Raw genomic sequence first — 16,482 nt, forward strand, 5'->3', positions numbered from 1 at the left:
GATTACATCGAAATGTTTTATAACAGTAAGCGTCGGCATGGTTCTAGCGATCAGATGTCACCGACAGAATATGAAAACCAGTATTATCAACGGCTCAGAAGTGTCTAGATTATCCGTGGCGATTCACTATTCAGACTGGCACTATCCCTCAAAAGCCTCAGCCATTTTTAATAAAGGAGTTCAAATGCTAAAGGTCATTGCCGAAGATTTTATCAAGATCGAGTGCGTCGACACGGTTCTCCCTTTATACCGCGAGCTCATCGCGGCAACAAAGCGAGAGCCTCTGTGTGTTGCTTATGATTTGTACCGGGATGAAAAGGATCCGGGGCATTTTATTTTCATTGAAGAGTGGCCTGACCATACGGCACTTGATGCGCACTGCGCCAGCGAGCATTTCACTCGGCTAGTACCTTTGATTGACCAATATGCGCGTAAAGCTGCGCAGTACATCCTAATGGATAGTTTGGTGGATCCTGAGAGATAAAGCCCGTTTCTGACACAGGAAGGACAAACTAAAAGAGCTTAAGGTCCGCTGTGAGCGAGAAGCGGAAGTTGGCTAACCCCTGAAATCATCAGGAGTGGTCACAAGCCCATGGATCTCCATGCTCGCTTTCATTCGGTATATGCGGGTTGGTTCCGCGATACGCATCCCCCCATTCCCGCAGAGACACAAGAATAGGAGCCAGGGTTCGACCAAACTCCGACATCTCGTACTCCACCTTCGGTGGAACTTGCGGGTAGACGTGCCTGAGAATCACTCCGTCCTGCTCCAACTCACGTAGTTGCAAAGTCAACATCCGTTGTGTTGCATTAGGAACCAGTCTGGAAAGCTCCATGAATCGCTTCTTACCTTCGAGCAAATGAAACAAGATCACGGGTTTCCACGCGCCACCGATAACTGAGAGAGTCACTTCCACGGCACAACCGCTCTTGGGGTCAAAACGTTTAGTTCGCATTTATACATTCATTATTGATAGTACCTATCATAATTGTACATTCTTGTGATGATGGTATCTACATCTTAGTATGAAGGCCTCGAAGACGATCTAAGGATTACCGACATGACCTTCAAAGCGTTACTTGCTACCAAAGTTCAGAACACCATTTCAACCCAAATTGTGGACTTCAATGAGGTGGATCTTTCACCTGGCGACGTCACTGTGGCCGTAGACTATTCAACAGTTAACTATAAGGATGGTTTAGCAATTACGGGACGGATGCCCATCATCCAGCATTTCCCGCTTATTCCAGGCATCGACTTTTCCGGCAAGATTATCTCATCAACGAATCCCAAGTTTTCCGTGGGTGAATCTGTATTGATTAATGGCTGGGCACTCAGTCATGACCACCACGGTGGATACGCCCAACGAGCACGTGTGAAAGGAGAGTGGCTGGTTAAGGTCCCACAACCGCTCTCTACACGAGACGCGATGGCCATTGGCACTGCCGGTTACACAGCAATGCTCAGCGTTCTGGCACTGGAGCATGGTGGCCTTAACCCTGACTGTGGCGATGTGCTTGTCACAGGTGCCAGTGGCGGCGTTGGCTCAATCGCGGTTGCGCTACTTTCAGATCTTGGGTATCGCGTGGTCGCATCGACGGGACGACTCGAAGAAACCGGGTACTTGAAAAGTCTGGGCGCAGCTGAAGTTATTGACCGTCGCGAGCTTTCTCAGGAAGCAGCCCCGGTATCGAATGGACGTTGGGCTGGTGCTGTCGATTCAGTCGGAAGCCACACTCTGGTTAACGTACTGGCTCAAACAAAATATCGGGGCGTTGTTACTACCTGTGGTATTGCGCAGGGTGCCGATCTGCCTGGGTCCGTCCTGCCTTTTGTTACGCGTAGTATTACTCTTGCAGGGATCGATTCAGTTAACGCACCACAAGAAGTTCGCCAACAAGCCTGGGAACGTCTGGCCAAAGATTTGAACCTGAATAAGCTGAATAGCACCATCCGCACTATCGGGCTTGCTCAGGTCGACGAAGTTTCACGTCTCGTTCTGGAAGGCAAGGTTCGCGGTCGTACGGTGGTTGACGTCAACGCTTAAATTCCTGTCGGTAAAAAAACCAACCGGAGGTGAGAATATTGGCTAGCATTCTCACCTCCTTTCATAAAATTTTATTTTCCTACGTATATCAGTAAGTTATTATTGGATAGCATAACCATAAATGTGCAAATCAGTCCGGAACTAAGCGGGGCAACTCAATCAGCCGTATCGAGGCCAGCAACCAATTGATCCCCCAGATTGTGGGCAATGTCCGTTTCTGGCACAAAGCGGACATTTATTACCTTTAAGTACTGCCTGTCTATTTAACCCAGTCTTCCAGCACCAGCCCCGGCACCCGCTCAAACTCCCTCACATTGTTCGTCACCAGTACGGCACCGGCGGCAATGGCATGCCCGGCTATCGCCGTGTCGTTCGGGCCGATCGGCGTCCCGGCGAGGCGCAGCGCGACCTTAATATCTGTGGTAGCGTCCACCGCGGTGCGGTCCCAGGGCAGGATGGCATCGAGGCGGGCACAGAACGCGTCAACCAGCTGGACGTGGCGCGGTGAGGCCTTCGGGCCGGTGGCACCGAAGCGCATCTCGGAGTAAGTGATAGCCGAGATCACGATACGGTGGCCGCGCAGCACCGCCTGCTCCAGGCGTGTCAGAACGGCTTCCGGCTGCTCGCGCATGATGAACGAGCAGATACAGGTGTCGAGCATATAGGTCTTCTTCATAGTTCAAAGCGTCCTTCGTCGCTGACAACGTCCTCACGCTCCGCCATAAAGTCCGGATCGGCCTTATCCAGCTGTGCGAACGAGCCCCAGGTCGGCCGGACGGGACGCAGAATGATGCTGTCCCCTTCCCGGACGATCTCCAGCTCGCTCACCCCCTCAAAATCCAGATCGCGGGGCAGACGGATGGCGCGGTTGTTGCCGTTTTTAAAAATGGATACGGTTCTCATGATTCTCTCCCAGGTAAGTGTGGATATGTGGCGCATATCTGGAATGGTGTTTATTGCACCGGGTGTGTGCATATGTTCAGTATAGGCGGATGTAATGCATATGTATAGGGACTGGATATGCAGATGGTAAGTATTTGCATATGTATTACATATGCATATCCATTACATATGGATATGTTCAGCCTATACGGGTTTTTCTCTTTTTCTGCGCAGAACCGAAAAAAGTAAAAGTCGGATCTTTGTTAGAAACTCGTTTTGTAGAATGAAAATCGGGATGCTGGTTGGGTTTTAAATGAGTAGTGGATCTTCAGGAGTGGGGATGCTGAATAACAGTCGTGCGAAAATGTGGTCTATGTTAGTGCTTCAGAGCTTATGATTCATGCGTCGTGTGGTCCTGTACTGATCGGGTGAAGTACCGGTAAATCGTCGGAACATGACAATAAACGCTGACGTGGTCGAATAGCCCAGATCAAGAGCAATACTTTGTACCGTATGACCAGCATCAAGGCATTCCAGTGCATACATAAATTTCAGCCTGAGGCGCCATTCTCCGAATGACATTCCGAGCTCGCGCTGACATTTTCGCTCCAGAGAACGTGACGTGGTATGAAGTGTTGCCGCTAACTCCCGTACACTGCGCTTATCTCCGGGATTGTCCTGGAGGAGTCTTAACAACCGGTTAAGCTCTTCGGAAGAGGCATACGGCAGATAGTTGTCATGTGTTTCTACCTTCAGGATCTGATCCAGTGCGACCTGCGCCATGCGGATATCCTGTTCTGTTTCCGGTGTACGAATATCCCTCAGCGCAAAGTCGTCAAAAATGGCTCTTAAAACCGGGCTGACGCTCATCGTGCAGGGAGCAGAGGGCAGTTTCGCTGAGGTCTGAAGTCCGATGTAAACTGAACGATAGATAGCCTCCTGAAGTGTGTAAGAGAAATGCTCCACGTTGGGAGGGATCCAGATGGCATACTGGGGAGGCGACAGAAAACGGATGCCATTGATTTCCAGGTTCATTACACCGAAAGAGACATAGTTTAACTGGCCCCAGGAATGAGAGTGAGTCTGCCATTCCATCGCTGCCAGCTGGTCATGCCGGAAATAAAGTTCGCCTGGCAAATCATCAATTACAGGAATAACACCTGACTCTCTCACCGGCTTTCCCCACTTTCATGTGTCGTATTTTCACGATATCGCAAATTATAGACTATAACGGAGAGGGGATGTCCACGGCTTTTTACAGAAAAAGAGCAGCATTTATGCTGCTCATCTTGCCGGGTACTGTTAAACGATAAGGGGGATTGTGAATAACCGATCGTTATTCACATACCTTTGGGCTTTTCAGGGCTACCGCTGGCCCAGATGCAGCAGCGGGTACCACATTCGCCCTGAGGGTAATATAAACGCCGGTCAGTATCAGTGCTCCCCCAGCAATGTCCACAGCACTGATACTGCCACCCGAAAGAAGTGTCATTATGGCGATAAAAGGTACCGTCAGGTTCAGAGACTGGCCTGCCACGCCGGGGGATACATTCCGCGCGGCATAGTTCCATAATGCAAATGCCACAGCTGACGGGAAAATCGCGATGTAGGCCATTGACCAGGCGACATCTGCGGTTTGTGGAAGGGTTATACCATTGATGGCAGCATAAGGTGCCATACAGAGGGTAAAGAGCGTCATCTGTAGTGCCACACTCGTGAGCGGCGGGACGTCACTTCCCCTGCGGGCAATAATGGTATACGCAGCCCAGCAGGCGATGACACCCAGCATCCAGAGATCTCCCTGATTCATCCTGTGTGCGAAAATCACGCCGGGATGGCCATTCGTCAGCACCCATGTCACGCCACAGAAGGCCAATACTATCCCGCCGAATGCTTTCCGGCTCAGGTGTTCCCGCAAAAATATTGCGGATGCCAGCGCGATGAGTGCAGGATTAAACGCATTGATTAGTGAAGCATTGAGGGGCGTCGTCAGACTCAGCGCCTGATAAAACATGAAGCCATACCCGGCGATCCCCAGACTTCCCAACAGGAAGATCTTTCTCCAGCTTTTCAGTACCAGTCCCCATTCCGGCCGCTCAACGTAATGGGCGATCAACAGCATGGGGACAGAGGCTGTAAACCATTTGATGAACATCAGGCTCATTAGTGGCATCGCCGACATCGCCAGCCCACCCAGCATATAGTTACCGCTAAAAAAAAGGTTTGCTCCGACAAGAGCAAGGTACGGCAATATCGACTTTATACGCATAATTTCACCTGATGGTTATCATGTTAAAAGCCCGTTCAGTCCCGGCGGAACAGGTCCGCAAAGAGTTCCGGGCGGTTATAGTGTCCGGCGGTGTCCTGAACCATTTTGGGGATCAGGACGTCATTGAGATCGATGTCTGCGAAGAGAAGGTCCTCATCATTTCCGTCGCCGCAGGCGATAAGCTGCCCCAGTGGGTTGAAAATCATTGCCCCCTTACGCTGCTCACGCAGGTCAGTCAGGTATTCACGAACGCTGTCACGGATGGCGACGGCATTGATGTACTCCTCAGAAATGCGGGATACCGCACTGACCGTGAAGCATTTGAGTGAGTACGCCAGTCCCGCAGATGCCGTATGAATAACATGGTGCATTGGTACAAACGGGCCGAAGTACGCCGGCCACGACGCGACATGCACCACCGGATAGCTCAGCGCCGCTGCGTACTGGGCCAGCGGATTCGAGTTTTCCCCACAAATGAGAGCGGATACCGGTCCGAAATCTGTCATGAAGTTGTTGTAGTGCCCCGTCTGGCCCGGGCCATGAACCAGTCTCTCGCCGGTGGTGGCGACGTATTTCTGGTGTTTCCCCGCAATCTTTCCGTCACGGGTAATATGTACCTGGGTATTGAACATGGTGCCCGTCGTGCCCGGCAGTCGCTCGTTAATACCGATGACGGCATTGATGGAGCCCCGACCGCAGGCTTCGGCAATCGCATTAATGTGTGAGCCGGGGACTTCGACCGACTGCAGGAACAGTCGTTTATCGAACTGGCGTGACAGCGAACCTTCCCAGAGAGATTCGTACCAGTTCGGAAAGCTTGGGACGAAAGCCTCCGGGAATGCGATGAGATCTGCACCTTTTTCAGAGGCCTGTCGAATGAGCTCGCAGGCCAGCTCTGTGGTTGCATCCAGATCCAGGAAAGCAGGCTCTGCCTGTACAGCCGCAACGCGGATTTTCTTCAATTCCTGGGCAAAAAAAGGAGTCTTACTTGTCATTATATTTACCTTTGTATGTTGGCTTTTACTGCCCGGGCATTATAAAGCAAGCCCTGTGCCAGTAATTCCCGCAAAGTAGTCAGATGATAACGAGTTGAAGACAACCCGTACTCATAATGCGACATGCCCTTATTTTAACTAAGGCTGCATGGCGGTAATTGAATAATTAAAGGTACAAATTCCTAATTAAAATGGCAGCATGACAAAGGCCGTCGGGAAATATTGAAGGGAGCGTACTAAAATAGTGCACTAATTACAGAGCGCGGGGGTTATTTTACTGGCCGGGACGAAAGGAAGTAATAATCTGAATCTTAACTACCTGTTTTTACATCTTTCTTTACCGGCACCCTGCGGTGTCATGTCATTCCAGTGCATTGCACCCTCATGATGCGCCCGCTTTGGGTAAGGCCCGGAAACTGGTAACTGTCTAAAGATCTGCATCGAATGTCTCAAAATGATTATATGTTCTTTTTGGGACCATGTTAAAGTCTGCCCCGATTGAAAAACGCAGGAAATTACTATGAGCTACTTATTCCCACTTCTGGCCGCTTTCCTTTGGGGAGCCAATACAATAATTACCAAGATGACGTCCGGTGTCATTTCACCAAGTGAGATAAGTTTTCTCCGCTGGCTGATTGCTGTAATTATTCTGACGCCCGTGGTCTGGCGTCCAATGAAAAAACATAAAAAGGAAGTACTGCCTAATATACCCAAGCTGATGATGTTAGGCTTATTAAGCAGCGTCATTTTCCAGAGCATGGCATATAACGCGGCGGCGTATACATCCGCTATGCATATGGGGATTATTCAGGCGCTGATGCCCCTGATGGCGATTATTCTGGCAAGCTTGGTATTCCGTAACAAACCGGGGGCAGGGACTGTGGTTGGCGCACTGGTGTCACTGGCGGGGGTTGTCCTGGTCATTTCAGGCGGAGAACCGTCAAAGCTGATCACTCAGGGCATGAATATCGGTGACGGGTTGATGCTCGTGGCGACCTTTGCGATGGCCGTTTATAACATTCTGCTGAAACGCTGGCATGTCAACGTGCCGCTGATTTTGTCCCTTTATGTTCAGGCGACAACCGCAGCCGTTGTATTGCTGCCATTTTACCTGACAGGTGAAAAACATGCCCTGACGGTGGTTTCTGGCGGAATGGTCCTGTATGCCGCTATTGGTGCGTCCATTCTGGCACCGCTGACCTGGATGGTCGGTTCCAAACGTCTCGGCCCTTCACGCGTGTCGCTGTTCTTTAACCTGATCCCAATTTTTACTGCAATCATGGCGATCCTGTTCCTGAACGAAGCGTTCACCTGGTCACTGCTTGTTAGTGGCGCACTGTCACTCGGTGGCGTTGTGATTGTAGAGGTGTTCAAGGGAAACCAGGCGGTGACTGGTAACGATGTCCATCACCATACCGGCAAGAAAGCGAGCAAGTCGCTGCACCGGTCATAACCGACGTCTGGCAACTGAGCAGCAAGATAACGACAGGAGTGTGTGGGACTGGTGCAGGCAAATTCCCTGTTGCCGGTGCTCTGTTTGGGAGGGGTTTTCAATCCGATGGACCCCTCTCCTTTTTCCACAATAATGTCTTCCCCTGACCAGGAGGTCAGAAATCCGGTGAGATCCCGGAAACGATAAATGGCGTTCCTGTCTCAATACCGTATCCGACAGCGCGGATGTGATAACCATAAATACCACCGGGCGGGTTGTGTTGTTCAGTCCCATCATCACAACAAAGCATTCAGTATTACAGACAGATAATTTCATCAGGCTAACTGTTTCTTCGGTTTCAGGCGAGGACGACGGCAGTCCACCCATTTTTTTTCATTGCTGAAGTGTAAGTCTTATATCTTCCTTTTGTTCAGGAAGATTACCTGTTCTGAAAGAAACAACCTGAGAGTCTATTTTAAAAAGAGACAGGAGGAATAATGTGTATGACAGACGCTTACAAAGAGGTCAGTTCAGATTTTTCTGAACTGAATAAAATATGGTGCGAGGCAGATATTAGTCATTCTTCCTCAGGGAAAGTAATTACACAACTTCTTGCCAGTGCAGACGTAAAAGTCAATGGCGACAGATCTCAGGATATTAAAATCTTCAATAAAGACCTGCCCTCAAGAGTCCTCACGCACGGAAACCTGGCGCTGGGTGAAGCCTACGTGGCCGGTGACTGGGAGTGTCAGGCGCTCGACATGTTTTTCTGCCATATCCTCAGGGAAAGACTGGACAGACAGGTTATCCCGTTGAGAGCGAAACTGAATCTACTGAGAGAAAAATTATTTAATCTGCAGTCGGCAAGTCGCGCCTGGCAGGTCGGGACAGAGCATTATGATATCGGCAATGATTTTTATGCCGCTATGCTCGATAAAAGAATGACCTACACCTGTGGTTACTGGGGCCGTGGTGCCAGAACGCTCGATGAGGCACAGACGGCAAAACTGGACTTAATATGCCAGAAACTCGAGCTTAAACCGGGCATGCGCCTTCTCGATATCGGTTGCGGATGGGGAAGCCTGATGGGGTTTGCTGCAGAATATTATGGTGTGGAATGCTGCGGTATCTCTATTTCTAAAGAACAGATTGATTATGCACAAAAGCGCTATGGACATCTGCCGGTTGAATTTCGCCTGATGGATTACCGGGATCTGAATGAGAAATTTGACCGGATTGCGAGTGTCGGGATGTTTGAACATGTTGGCGGTAAAAATTACAAAACCTATATGCAGGTTGCACAACGGTGTCTGAGTGAGGAAGGGATATTTTTACTTCATACGATTGGCAAAAATATTAAAGGTACGCCAGCAGATCCCTGGATTGATAAATATATTTTCCCTAACGGAATATTACCTGCCATGAATGAAATTATTGATGCTGCTGAGGGGATATTTGTTATTGAGGATGTGCATAATTTTGGGGCTGATTATGATAAAACATTGATGATGTGGTATAAAAACTTCGTCAAATCCTGGCCTGCATTTTCAGACCGTATGGGGGACAAGTTTTACCGGATGTGGAGTTACTATCTGCTCTCCTGTGCAGGTGCGTTCAGAGCCAGGGATATTCAGTTATGGCAGTTTGTCCTGACGAAAAATGGGCAGCCTGGTGGATATACCAGTCTCAGATAGCAACTACCTTATCTTTCACAGTACTGCCCCTGGTTTAACATTTCGGCCCCGTAAATTCACGGAAACCAGAAAAGGTGACTGTCTGCAGGGGCAGTCACTTCTCTCTTCAGGCCATAAGCCCTGCGCATTCTGCCAGCTAATCCTCAGCACTGGCGCACCATGAGACGAAGGTATTTCAGAGGTGGTGCGTTCTGCAACGCTCCCGCCCAGTGACTGATAAAATCTGGCTGCACGTGTATTTTGTTCAAATACCCACAGATATACCGGAGAGTCAGCATCATGATCGGCTATCCAGCGGGCGGCATGCAGCAACAGGGCCCTGCCAGCTCCCTGTCCGCGCGTCCGGGCACTGACGTGCAGGGCGGCGATACAGGCTCCCCGGACAGGATCATCCTGAAGCCGGATGCTGACAAATCCGGTCAACCCGTCACTGGTGTCCATGACAAACGTCACTTCATTTTCATCCGGTGCTGCCAGCGCTGTCAGCCAGTGTGACAGTCGTTCATCCTGAGCATGGTTTTCAAGAAAGTCCTGATCAAGCACATCGTTATACACATCCCGCCAGCTCGCAATATGCAGCTGCGCCACAGCGTGTGCATCACTGTAGCTGGCTACTCTGATACTCCCCTGATCCATTGTTACCACCTTTTTAAACCCTGCCCTGAAAAAGCATAACGGGAGAGCCATGCTCAAAGCAAAGCCTGAATACCGGCCTTGAGCTGGCTGGCTACGCAAAGTCCGCTTTTCTCCGGGTCAGATAATAAACATGAGGACGAAGGGATTTATCACCTGAAGCATAATCATCAAGGGGATTCAATTTATGCCGTTAAAAGCCTATTCTTTGACGTCCAGCCTTCTTTTTTCACTGTCCGCTTCTGGAAAGCGCGAACCCGTGTTTTTTAATATACCTGGTGAGATTTTCTGACTGTTCATGATGGACCGCAGCGCCGATATAACCATCGGGACGGATCAGATAAGCGGCATCACGTGCAAAACCGGCTTTATCGAAAGCATCATGCCAGGGGAAAATGTACAGCGGAACATCATGATCCTCACTCCAGTGACGTAAGGCAGCACAGGTATTGCCATAAACATGGATCTGCCAGCCAATATTGATCAGGGATTCATAATTATCCTTACCGTCAAAATGTACACAGGGAAGCCGGTCCCCCCCGCTCACCTTACCTGCCTTCCCTTCGCTGATCGGGCTGTCCGGATAGTTCAGCATCGTCTGTGAAAGAACACGGAACAGATATTCACGTACAGGCTCAAGCCCATAAGCGACACTGGCGAAAACAGGTACAATACGTGTGCGCACAAAATCAGCCAGCCCTCCTTCGGCCGTGGCCAGTGTGAACACGCGATCGGTTGTTTCCACAAGCGTGCGTGCAAAAGCTCTTCTTTCGGAATCATAGCTGTCGAGCAGACTGTCAGGGGCACGTTCTTTGAGAACAGCGGCGAGCTTCCATGCCAGGTTGATTGCATCAAGAATACCGGTATTCATTCCCTGCCCACCCGCCGGACTGTGTACATGCGCAGCATCCCCGAGCAAAAAGACACGTCCGTGCCGGAAGTGATCGGTTACCCGGTGATGTACACGGTAGGTTGAAAACCAGTTTACTTTTTTAATGATAATCCCCAGCCCTTTAATGGCATTCTGGCTTATATCGCCAAATGTCAGACTCCGGGGATCGTTTGTACGGTTATCTTCAACGGTACCGATCAGACGATACTGTTTATTCTCTCCATAGCCCATTACCAGCACAAAGTCAGATTTATCGAAGGCAATATGAGCCTCATCTGAGGGTTCAACGCCGGTTGCCTCAACATCTGCCACATAGAAAGTCTGTCTGTAAGTCCCCCCTTCAAAACTGTTTCCGGTCTGGTGACGAACAGACGAACGTGCGCCGTCACAGCCTGCGAGGTAGCTGGCATAACAGGCTTCTTCCTGCCCGTCTGGTTTTTTCAGGACAGCGACAATGCTCTTCTCCTGTTCCTCAAACCTGACAAATTCCGTATTACGTTCAACCGTAATACCCAGGCTCAGGAGGCGTTCAACCAGTTGCTTTTCATGCTTATCCTGAGGGTAAACCAGTACGAAGGGATAAGGCGAAATGTTCCCACCCGCTTCGGTGAGCTGAATATGAGCCTTTCGTTTGCCACGCGCCCACATATTCATTGCCGGAGTTTTGTAGCCTGCCGCGACCACTGCTTCGGCTAAATCAGCCTGACGGTACAGTTCAAGCGTACGGGCCTGAACGGCCATTGCGCGGGAGGTCTCTCCGGCCCTGCACTTTTATCAACGATACGTACGGATACGCCCTGTTTGGTCAGCCATATAGCAAGAACAAGGCCAGTGGGACCGGCACCAACGATAAGGACATCAGTTCGGGGCATAAGTAATTCCTCATTAGTAATGAAGCGCAGCAGTGCCGGATTGCGGACCGTCAAACACCGTACCTTCTTTAATGACTCTAGAGTCATTAAAGAAGGTTGTAAAGATCCCGGACGTTGACTAAAGATCGGCTGCGCTGTAAAACCCGAGAAAAGAGGAGCATTTTTGTGACAAAAGAAATTACGCAGCCTCAGCGCAGACGCCGTAAGGAAGCGCGACCGACGGAAATATTAGATGCTGCGACCAGCGTCTTTGCAGAGAAAGGATATGCAGGCACAAACCTGAACGAAGTGGCAAAACGCGCGGGAGTGTCGAAGGGTACGCTTTATCGCTACTTTGATACCAAGGAAGACATTTTCAGGGCCGTGGCGCAGGCAGCCTTTACGGCGAATCTTGAAGGGATGGAAAAGTCGGCTTCAGGGTTTAATGGGTCCGTCAGCCTGCTCATCCCCATGCTACTTAAAACTGCGGCCGGAGGTCTGGGTGACAGCCATATACCGGCTATTGTTCGTATGGTTATCGCTGAATCCCGGCAGTTCCCTGATCTGGCACGTATCTGGCACGACAACGTTGTTGTACGGATGCTTAATCTGCTTACCACTATTCTGGCCGAGGGACAGATGAAAGGTGAGATCCGACAGGGGGATCCACACCTTCAGGCGCTGTCGATAGTGGGCCCCATGATAACGGCAGTCCTTTTTCGTGAAGTGTTTTGCAGTGACAGCGGATTCAGGCCAGAGCTGTTACCACTCGCAGAAAGTCATAGCGATATCGTTCTCAGAGGGCTTATGGCCTAACTAATCCAAGGAGGCGGTTCAGAAGTAAACAACCTCGCGTATGGTATGAAGAATCTCACAGGCTATGAGCTGAAGTTACGTCCGCTGTGAGCGAAAAGCGGAAATTTTACGTTTTATTCACTCATATCTCTATCCAGGAGAAATCTTTATCTGGTTGACAACTATCTGGTGGTCGGTTTAAAAGCATTAGCACTAATGCTTTTTGACATGGCAGGAAGACAGTGAATTACATTCATGGGATAGGTGAGATGTTGCGATACCTCACCGAACTTTTTGACAGCGGTTCGGAGAAAACTTACCCCGTTCTGCCCGTGCATTACCGCCCCCGCTACACCCCCGTGATGAGGGCCATTGTTGCCGGAGCAAATACGGTTAGCGAAATAACCTCGGTCACTTTCCTCACTCAGGGGGCCGTCAGCCAGACAGTTGCCCTTATGGAGCAGGACGGCATTCTCAGGCGGGAAGCCTTACCGGACGCAAGAAAAAGCGCGTTGCGACTTACATCCTTAGGTCACTCTGTACTACGCGATCTTGAAGTGCACTGGCAGTCCATTTTTCTGGCCGTCGACCGACTCGAGAAAGAAACGGGTCTGCCGATCATGATAACGCTGGAGAAAACGATAAAGGCGCTTGCAGAACGCTCAGCTGAAGGTCGTATCGAAGAGGCGAAGGCCGACGTCTTAAAGGGGGAGCAGAGCAATGACGAACACTAAACCTGATGAAGCGAATTGGTTCTCGCAGGGAGGGCAAAATTATTCGCAATATCGTCCTGAATACCCTCAAAAGCTCGCCAGATATCTTGCGGAAATTTCTTCGCGGAACCATAAAGCACTGGATGTTGGCTGCGGTACTGGACAGTTGACCCGTACTCTGTCGGCCTATTTCACATCCGTAACCGGCGTCGACCCAAGCGAGGATCAGTTAAAAAACGTCTCCTCAGCACCAGGAATTACTTACATCCACTCTGCTGCTGAATGCCTGCCCGGCAACTTATGTGACTATGACCTGATCACGGTTGCCCAGGCTGCACACTGGTTCAGGCTGGAGGAATTCTATCGCGAAGTCCGGCGCGTGGCCTCCCCGGACGCTGTCATCGCACTGATAAGTTATGGTGTGCTGAATATTGAGGGAGACGTGGGCACACGCTTCGCAAAACTGTATTACGAAGATATCGCTCATCTCTGGCCTCGTGAACGAAAGCTTGTTGATTCAGGTTACAGGGAGCTTTACTTCCCGTTCCAGGAGTTAGATGTTCCTGATTTAAAGATTGAAGCTGAATGGAATTTACAGGCTCTGCTGGGTTACATCTCGACATGGTCTGCTGTCCGGCAGGCTCAGCAGAAAGGACAGGAGTATATCTTCGCGCGCTTTGCCGCTGAACTGGCCATGATATGGGGCGACCCTGAAAGCTGTAGAAAAATGTCGTGGCCTCTCAATATTCGTATCGGGAAAGTGAGGTAGCCAGTACGGCACAATGACCTCAAGGTTAGTCAGTTCAGTCAGAGGTAAAGGCACTTTTGTTTGTATTTTGCCGACACTGACGAAGGGTGGGCTAAAGTGCCTTTATCATGTTCAACGGGAAACTTGCCATGCAAAACTTTGCGGACGTTGTCTCTTTTCGCTATGCGAATGAAGCAGATCTGAGCACGCTAATAAGCCTGCTTTATGACGACGATTTGGGCTCTGCTCGCGAGTCTACAGATCCAAAAATGTTCAGTGACTATAGCGCTGCTTTTCGGCGCATTCAGGCCAGTCAAGATAATAACATTATCCTTGCTGAAACAGGGGATGAAATTGTTGGCATGCTCCAGTTAACGCTGCTGCCGGGCCTGACTCACAGGGGAAGTCTCAGAGGGCAGATAGAAGGTGTGCGGGTTAAAAAAGGGTTTCGGGCAAAAGGGATTGGCCGAAAGCTGTTTCGTTTTGCGATCGAAGCTGCCGGGCGCGCCGGCTGCCAGATCATTCAGCTTACGACAGATCGGCAACGACCTGATGCCATCGCATTTTACACATCGCTGGGATTCATAGATTCACATCTCGGCATGAAATTAATGCTTGAACGACCTGAACCGACGGGAGGAAAACCGCAATGAGATCTACAGGATGCTCCATACCGGCGACATACGTACGTGGTGGGACAAGCAGAGCTATCATTTTCAGGAGGGACGATCTGCCTGATGATGAGACTCTCTGGACGCCTTTTTTCCAGACAGCGATAGGCAGCCCCGATCCAGATGGTAACCAGCTTGATGGAATGGGCGGAGGCATAACCTCGCTTTCTAAAATTGCGGTCGTCTCACGTTCTTCAAGACCTGATGTCGATGTGGGCTATTTATTCTTTCAGATAGACCCGGTAACAGGAGACGTACTTACAGATGCAAACTGCGGCAACATCTCTTCAGCCATCGGCCCCTACGCCTGTGAACAGGGCTGGACTAACGCATCCTGTGGGCGCCAGAGGGTAAAAATTTATAACCTGAATACAGATAAAATCATTATTTCGGAGTTTGATCCGGAAGCAAAAGAGGATGAACTGGTCACCATTAGCGGCGTGCCGGGTAAGCACTTTCCGGTCAGACTCTCATTTCTGGAACCGGCAGCTTCCATGTGTGATGGGCTTTTTCCTACAGGCAATAAATCTGAAGTCATCAAGTTAGCCGATGGAACCAGCATGCAGGCTACTATGCTCGACGTCACCGTTCCCTGTGTCATCATCCGGGCCGAAGATGCTGGCATCAAAGGTGATGAGGACTACCGTACCCTGCTTGCTGATAAGGTTTATACGGACAGGATGGTTGAGCTACGCATCAAAGCCTCTTTGATGATGCAGCTCTGCCAGACCGAACATGAGGCTCGCTTTGTTAAAACTAACGTTCCGGATGTAATCGTTGTTGCCCCACCGCAGGAGGGCCAGACCGGTATTACAGCCCGCTATCTCAGTTGCGATCGTCCTCACAGAACAGCCCCGGTCACGGCTTCAATGGCGCTTGCGGCTGCAGCCTGTATCAGAGGTACTATTGCCGCTGATTTATGCACCTTTGAAAACAAAGGTGAAACATTAATTCATCATCCATTCGGTACTATTCATGTTCACGCCGAAATATCCCTTACTGAAGAGGTGCTGCATACATCTGTCATCAGAACGATGCGGACTATTATGCAGGGTGAATTATTTGTATCCCGTCCCCTGGAACATACGAAGGAAGCCGAATAGCTTAATAAAGTCCGCTCCTGGCACGGAGCGGACGAGCTTACCGGGATGAAGGTCCGTAGTGAGCGAAGAACAGACCTTCGTGATGATTGTTGGGTTAGCGAGTTAACTGGCTTTTCCCGTTATTTCAGATAGGCAGAATTAGTGTTTCGTTTAAAATTAACTAGATTTAATTGTGGTGAATCCCCCTGTGCTACGGGCCAATCCAGTTAATGTAAAAATGCTTGCGACTCGTATAACTGGTAACGGGCGCCCGGCACCAGGATTTGTATTTCAAGTATGTTTGTACTGATTTCATCGCCTGGCTAGTTAGTAGTTTTTTTTTGGCCTGAGGAGGAGTCCCTGATGACACATGTCGCAATTTTAGCCGTCTGGATTGTGCTTATTATTTCGGGGCTAATCAGTCTGTTAAGGGCCTTATTAAAAATCTGGTGCGATCCAGAGCAACGCTAAAGGCTGTTCAAAATGATACCTGGCCTAACCATACCATCTGTATTGTCCATGGGACTGACGTTGTAGTGTCAGGCCAGAAGTATTTGCTTGATTTCTGAATACCATAAGCTGCAGTGACTACTGGCTCAATGCATCTTTTCATGTCTTTTACTCAAGGTTTTTTAGTCCCACTTAAATAATATTTAAAAGTGTTAAACTGCCCCTCATTTTGCTGAAACGAAAAGGTTTAAGATGCTTTTCAGCCAACGACCTGGAGGCATCATAACTGCTATGAAATTCAGTTGCCCTGTCTGCAGAAGTAACCGG

General features: G+C 49.8%; 17 protein-coding genes and 1 pseudogene. 10 read left to right on the forward strand and 8 right to left on the reverse strand.

The window, feature by feature from the left end; genetic code table 11:
* Positions 1-108, forward strand: a 108-nt coding sequence (locus tag MXM41_RS21780; RefSeq protein ID WP_137986747.1) for an IS3 family transposase, incomplete at its 5' end; no start/stop codon positions are given.
* A 76-nt stretch (positions 109-184) separates the two neighbouring features.
* Positions 185-484, forward strand: a complete 300-nt coding sequence (locus tag MXM41_RS21785) for a putative quinol monooxygenase (protein WP_325934360.1) — start codon at positions 185-187, stop codon at positions 482-484.
* A gap of 88 nt (positions 485-572) precedes the next feature.
* On the opposite strand, the gene MXM41_RS21790 is transcribed toward MXM41_RS21785, so the two are convergent.
* Positions 573-956, reverse strand: coding sequence for a winged helix-turn-helix transcriptional regulator (locus MXM41_RS21790; protein WP_325934361.1), 384 nt, complete (start codon positions 954-956; stop codon positions 573-575).
* 105 nt (positions 957-1,061) lie between these two features.
* Here MXM41_RS21790 and MXM41_RS21795 point away from each other — a divergent pair, with 105 nt between their 5' ends.
* Positions 1,062-2,048: an MDR family oxidoreductase gene (locus MXM41_RS21795; RefSeq protein ID WP_325934362.1), complete on the forward strand. Its 987-nt coding sequence runs from the start codon at positions 1,062-1,064 to the stop codon at positions 2,046-2,048.
* A gap of 259 nt (positions 2,049-2,307) precedes the next feature.
* On the opposite strand, the gene MXM41_RS21800 is transcribed toward MXM41_RS21795, so the two are convergent.
* From MXM41_RS21800 to MXM41_RS21820, 5 genes are all read right to left on the reverse strand, one after another.
* A complete protein-coding gene (locus tag MXM41_RS21800) occupies positions 2,308-2,724 on the reverse strand; it encodes a type II toxin-antitoxin system VapC family toxin (protein WP_325934363.1) in 417 nt (138 codons plus the stop codon).
* Positions 2,721-2,951, reverse strand: coding sequence for a type II toxin-antitoxin system VapB family antitoxin (vapB, locus tag MXM41_RS21805; protein ID WP_325934364.1), 231 nt, complete (start codon positions 2,949-2,951; stop codon positions 2,721-2,723). The genes MXM41_RS21800 and vapB overlap by 4 nt, the downstream gene beginning before the upstream one ends.
* Positions 2,952-3,314: 363 nt before the next feature.
* Positions 3,315-4,103, reverse strand: a complete 789-nt coding sequence (locus MXM41_RS21810; RefSeq protein WP_325934365.1) for a helix-turn-helix transcriptional regulator — start codon at positions 4,101-4,103, stop codon at positions 3,315-3,317.
* A 163-nt stretch (positions 4,104-4,266) separates the two neighbouring features.
* On the reverse strand, positions 4,267-5,199 hold the full coding sequence (locus MXM41_RS21815) for a DMT family transporter (protein ID WP_325934366.1): 933 nt from the start codon (positions 5,197-5,199) through the stop codon (positions 4,267-4,269).
* 35 nt (positions 5,200-5,234) lie between these two features.
* Positions 5,235-6,194 carry a nitrilase-related carbon-nitrogen hydrolase gene (locus tag MXM41_RS21820; protein WP_325934367.1) on the reverse strand — a complete coding sequence of 320 codons (960 nt, stop codon included), beginning with the start codon at positions 6,192-6,194 and terminating at the stop codon, positions 5,235-5,237.
* Between the two features lie 520 nt (positions 6,195-6,714).
* On the opposite strand from MXM41_RS21820, the gene MXM41_RS21825 reads away from it, so the two are divergent.
* Together MXM41_RS21825 and cfa are read left to right on the forward strand one after the other, a co-directional pair.
* Positions 6,715-7,647, forward strand: coding sequence for a DMT family transporter (locus tag MXM41_RS21825; RefSeq protein ID WP_325934368.1), 933 nt, complete (start codon positions 6,715-6,717; stop codon positions 7,645-7,647).
* Positions 7,648-8,129: 482 nt separating this feature from the next.
* On the forward strand, positions 8,130-9,320 hold the full coding sequence (gene cfa / locus MXM41_RS21830) for a cyclopropane fatty acyl phospholipid synthase (RefSeq protein WP_325934370.1): 1,191 nt from the start codon (positions 8,130-8,132) through the stop codon (positions 9,318-9,320).
* A 15-nt stretch (positions 9,321-9,335) separates the two neighbouring features.
* Here cfa and MXM41_RS21835 read toward each other — a convergent pair whose 3' ends face one another.
* Both MXM41_RS21835 and MXM41_RS21840 read right to left on the reverse strand, forming a co-directional pair.
* Positions 9,336-9,956: a GNAT family N-acetyltransferase gene (locus MXM41_RS21835; RefSeq protein WP_325934371.1), complete on the reverse strand. Its 621-nt coding sequence runs from the start codon at positions 9,954-9,956 to the stop codon at positions 9,336-9,338.
* Between the two features lie 226 nt (positions 9,957-10,182).
* Positions 10,183-11,804 (reverse strand): annotated as a pseudogene (locus tag MXM41_RS21840) (FAD-dependent monooxygenase).
* Positions 11,805-11,882: 78 nt separating this feature from the next.
* Here MXM41_RS21840 and MXM41_RS21845 point away from each other — a divergent pair.
* From MXM41_RS21845 to MXM41_RS21865, 5 genes are all read left to right on the forward strand, one after another.
* Positions 11,883-12,512, forward strand: a complete 630-nt coding sequence (locus MXM41_RS21845; protein WP_325934373.1) for a TetR/AcrR family transcriptional regulator — start codon at positions 11,883-11,885, stop codon at positions 12,510-12,512.
* A 221-nt stretch (positions 12,513-12,733) separates the two neighbouring features.
* A complete protein-coding gene (locus MXM41_RS21850; RefSeq protein WP_325934374.1) occupies positions 12,734-13,225 on the forward strand; it encodes a MarR family transcriptional regulator in 492 nt (163 codons plus the stop codon).
* On the forward strand, positions 13,212-13,973 hold the full coding sequence (locus MXM41_RS21855; protein ID WP_325934375.1) for a class I SAM-dependent methyltransferase: 762 nt from the start codon (positions 13,212-13,214) through the stop codon (positions 13,971-13,973). Before MXM41_RS21850 ends, MXM41_RS21855 begins: the two co-directional genes overlap by 14 nt.
* Before the next feature lie 128 nt (positions 13,974-14,101).
* The gene (locus tag MXM41_RS21860; protein ID WP_325934376.1) at positions 14,102-14,605 is read left to right on the forward strand and encodes a GNAT family N-acetyltransferase; all 504 of its coding nucleotides are present in this window, start codon (positions 14,102-14,104) and stop codon (positions 14,603-14,605) included.
* Positions 14,602-15,726 carry a PrpF domain-containing protein gene (locus MXM41_RS21865; RefSeq protein WP_325934378.1) on the forward strand — a complete coding sequence of 375 codons (1,125 nt, stop codon included), beginning with the start codon at positions 14,602-14,604 and terminating at the stop codon, positions 15,724-15,726. The genes MXM41_RS21860 and MXM41_RS21865 overlap by 4 nt, the downstream gene beginning before the upstream one ends.
* Positions 15,727-16,482: the final 756 nt, after the last annotated feature.

The sequence above is a fragment of the Leclercia adecarboxylata genome (assembly GCF_035787115.1).
Lineage (GTDB): Bacteria > Pseudomonadota > Gammaproteobacteria > Enterobacterales > Enterobacteriaceae > Enterobacter > Enterobacter adecarboxylatus_E.

Bases quoted from the DNA above. Each gene is read 5' to 3' on its own strand.
- MXM41_RS21855 (WP_325934375.1), top strand. From the start codon at position 13,212: ATGACGAACACTAAACCTGATGAAGCGAATTGGTTCTCGCAGGGAGGG.
- MXM41_RS21835 (WP_325934371.1), bottom strand. From the start codon at position 9,956: ATGGATCAGGGGAGTATCAGAGTAGCCAGCTACAGTGATGCACACGCT.
- MXM41_RS21790 (WP_325934361.1), bottom strand. From the start codon at position 956: ATGCGAACTAAACGTTTTGACCCCAAGAGCGGTTGTGCCGTGGAAGTG.
- MXM41_RS21785 (WP_325934360.1), top strand. From the start codon at position 185: ATGCTAAAGGTCATTGCCGAAGATTTTATCAAGATCGAGTGCGTCGAC.
- MXM41_RS21865 (WP_325934378.1), top strand. From the start codon at position 14,602: ATGAGATCTACAGGATGCTCCATACCGGCGACATACGTACGTGGTGGG.
- MXM41_RS21820 (WP_325934367.1), bottom strand. From the start codon at position 6,194: ATGACAAGTAAGACTCCTTTTTTTGCCCAGGAATTGAAGAAAATCCGC.
- MXM41_RS21860 (WP_325934376.1), top strand. From the start codon at position 14,102: ATGCAAAACTTTGCGGACGTTGTCTCTTTTCGCTATGCGAATGAAGCA.
- MXM41_RS21815 (WP_325934366.1), bottom strand. From the start codon at position 5,199: ATGCGTATAAAGTCGATATTGCCGTACCTTGCTCTTGTCGGAGCAAAC.
- MXM41_RS21795 (WP_325934362.1), top strand. From the start codon at position 1,062: ATGACCTTCAAAGCGTTACTTGCTACCAAAGTTCAGAACACCATTTCA.
- MXM41_RS21800 (WP_325934363.1), bottom strand. From the start codon at position 2,724: ATGAAGAAGACCTATATGCTCGACACCTGTATCTGCTCGTTCATCATG.
- cfa (WP_325934370.1), top strand. From the start codon at position 8,130: ATGACAGACGCTTACAAAGAGGTCAGTTCAGATTTTTCTGAACTGAAT.
- MXM41_RS21825 (WP_325934368.1), top strand. From the start codon at position 6,715: ATGAGCTACTTATTCCCACTTCTGGCCGCTTTCCTTTGGGGAGCCAAT.
- vapB (WP_325934364.1), bottom strand. From the start codon at position 2,951: ATGAGAACCGTATCCATTTTTAAAAACGGCAACAACCGCGCCATCCGT.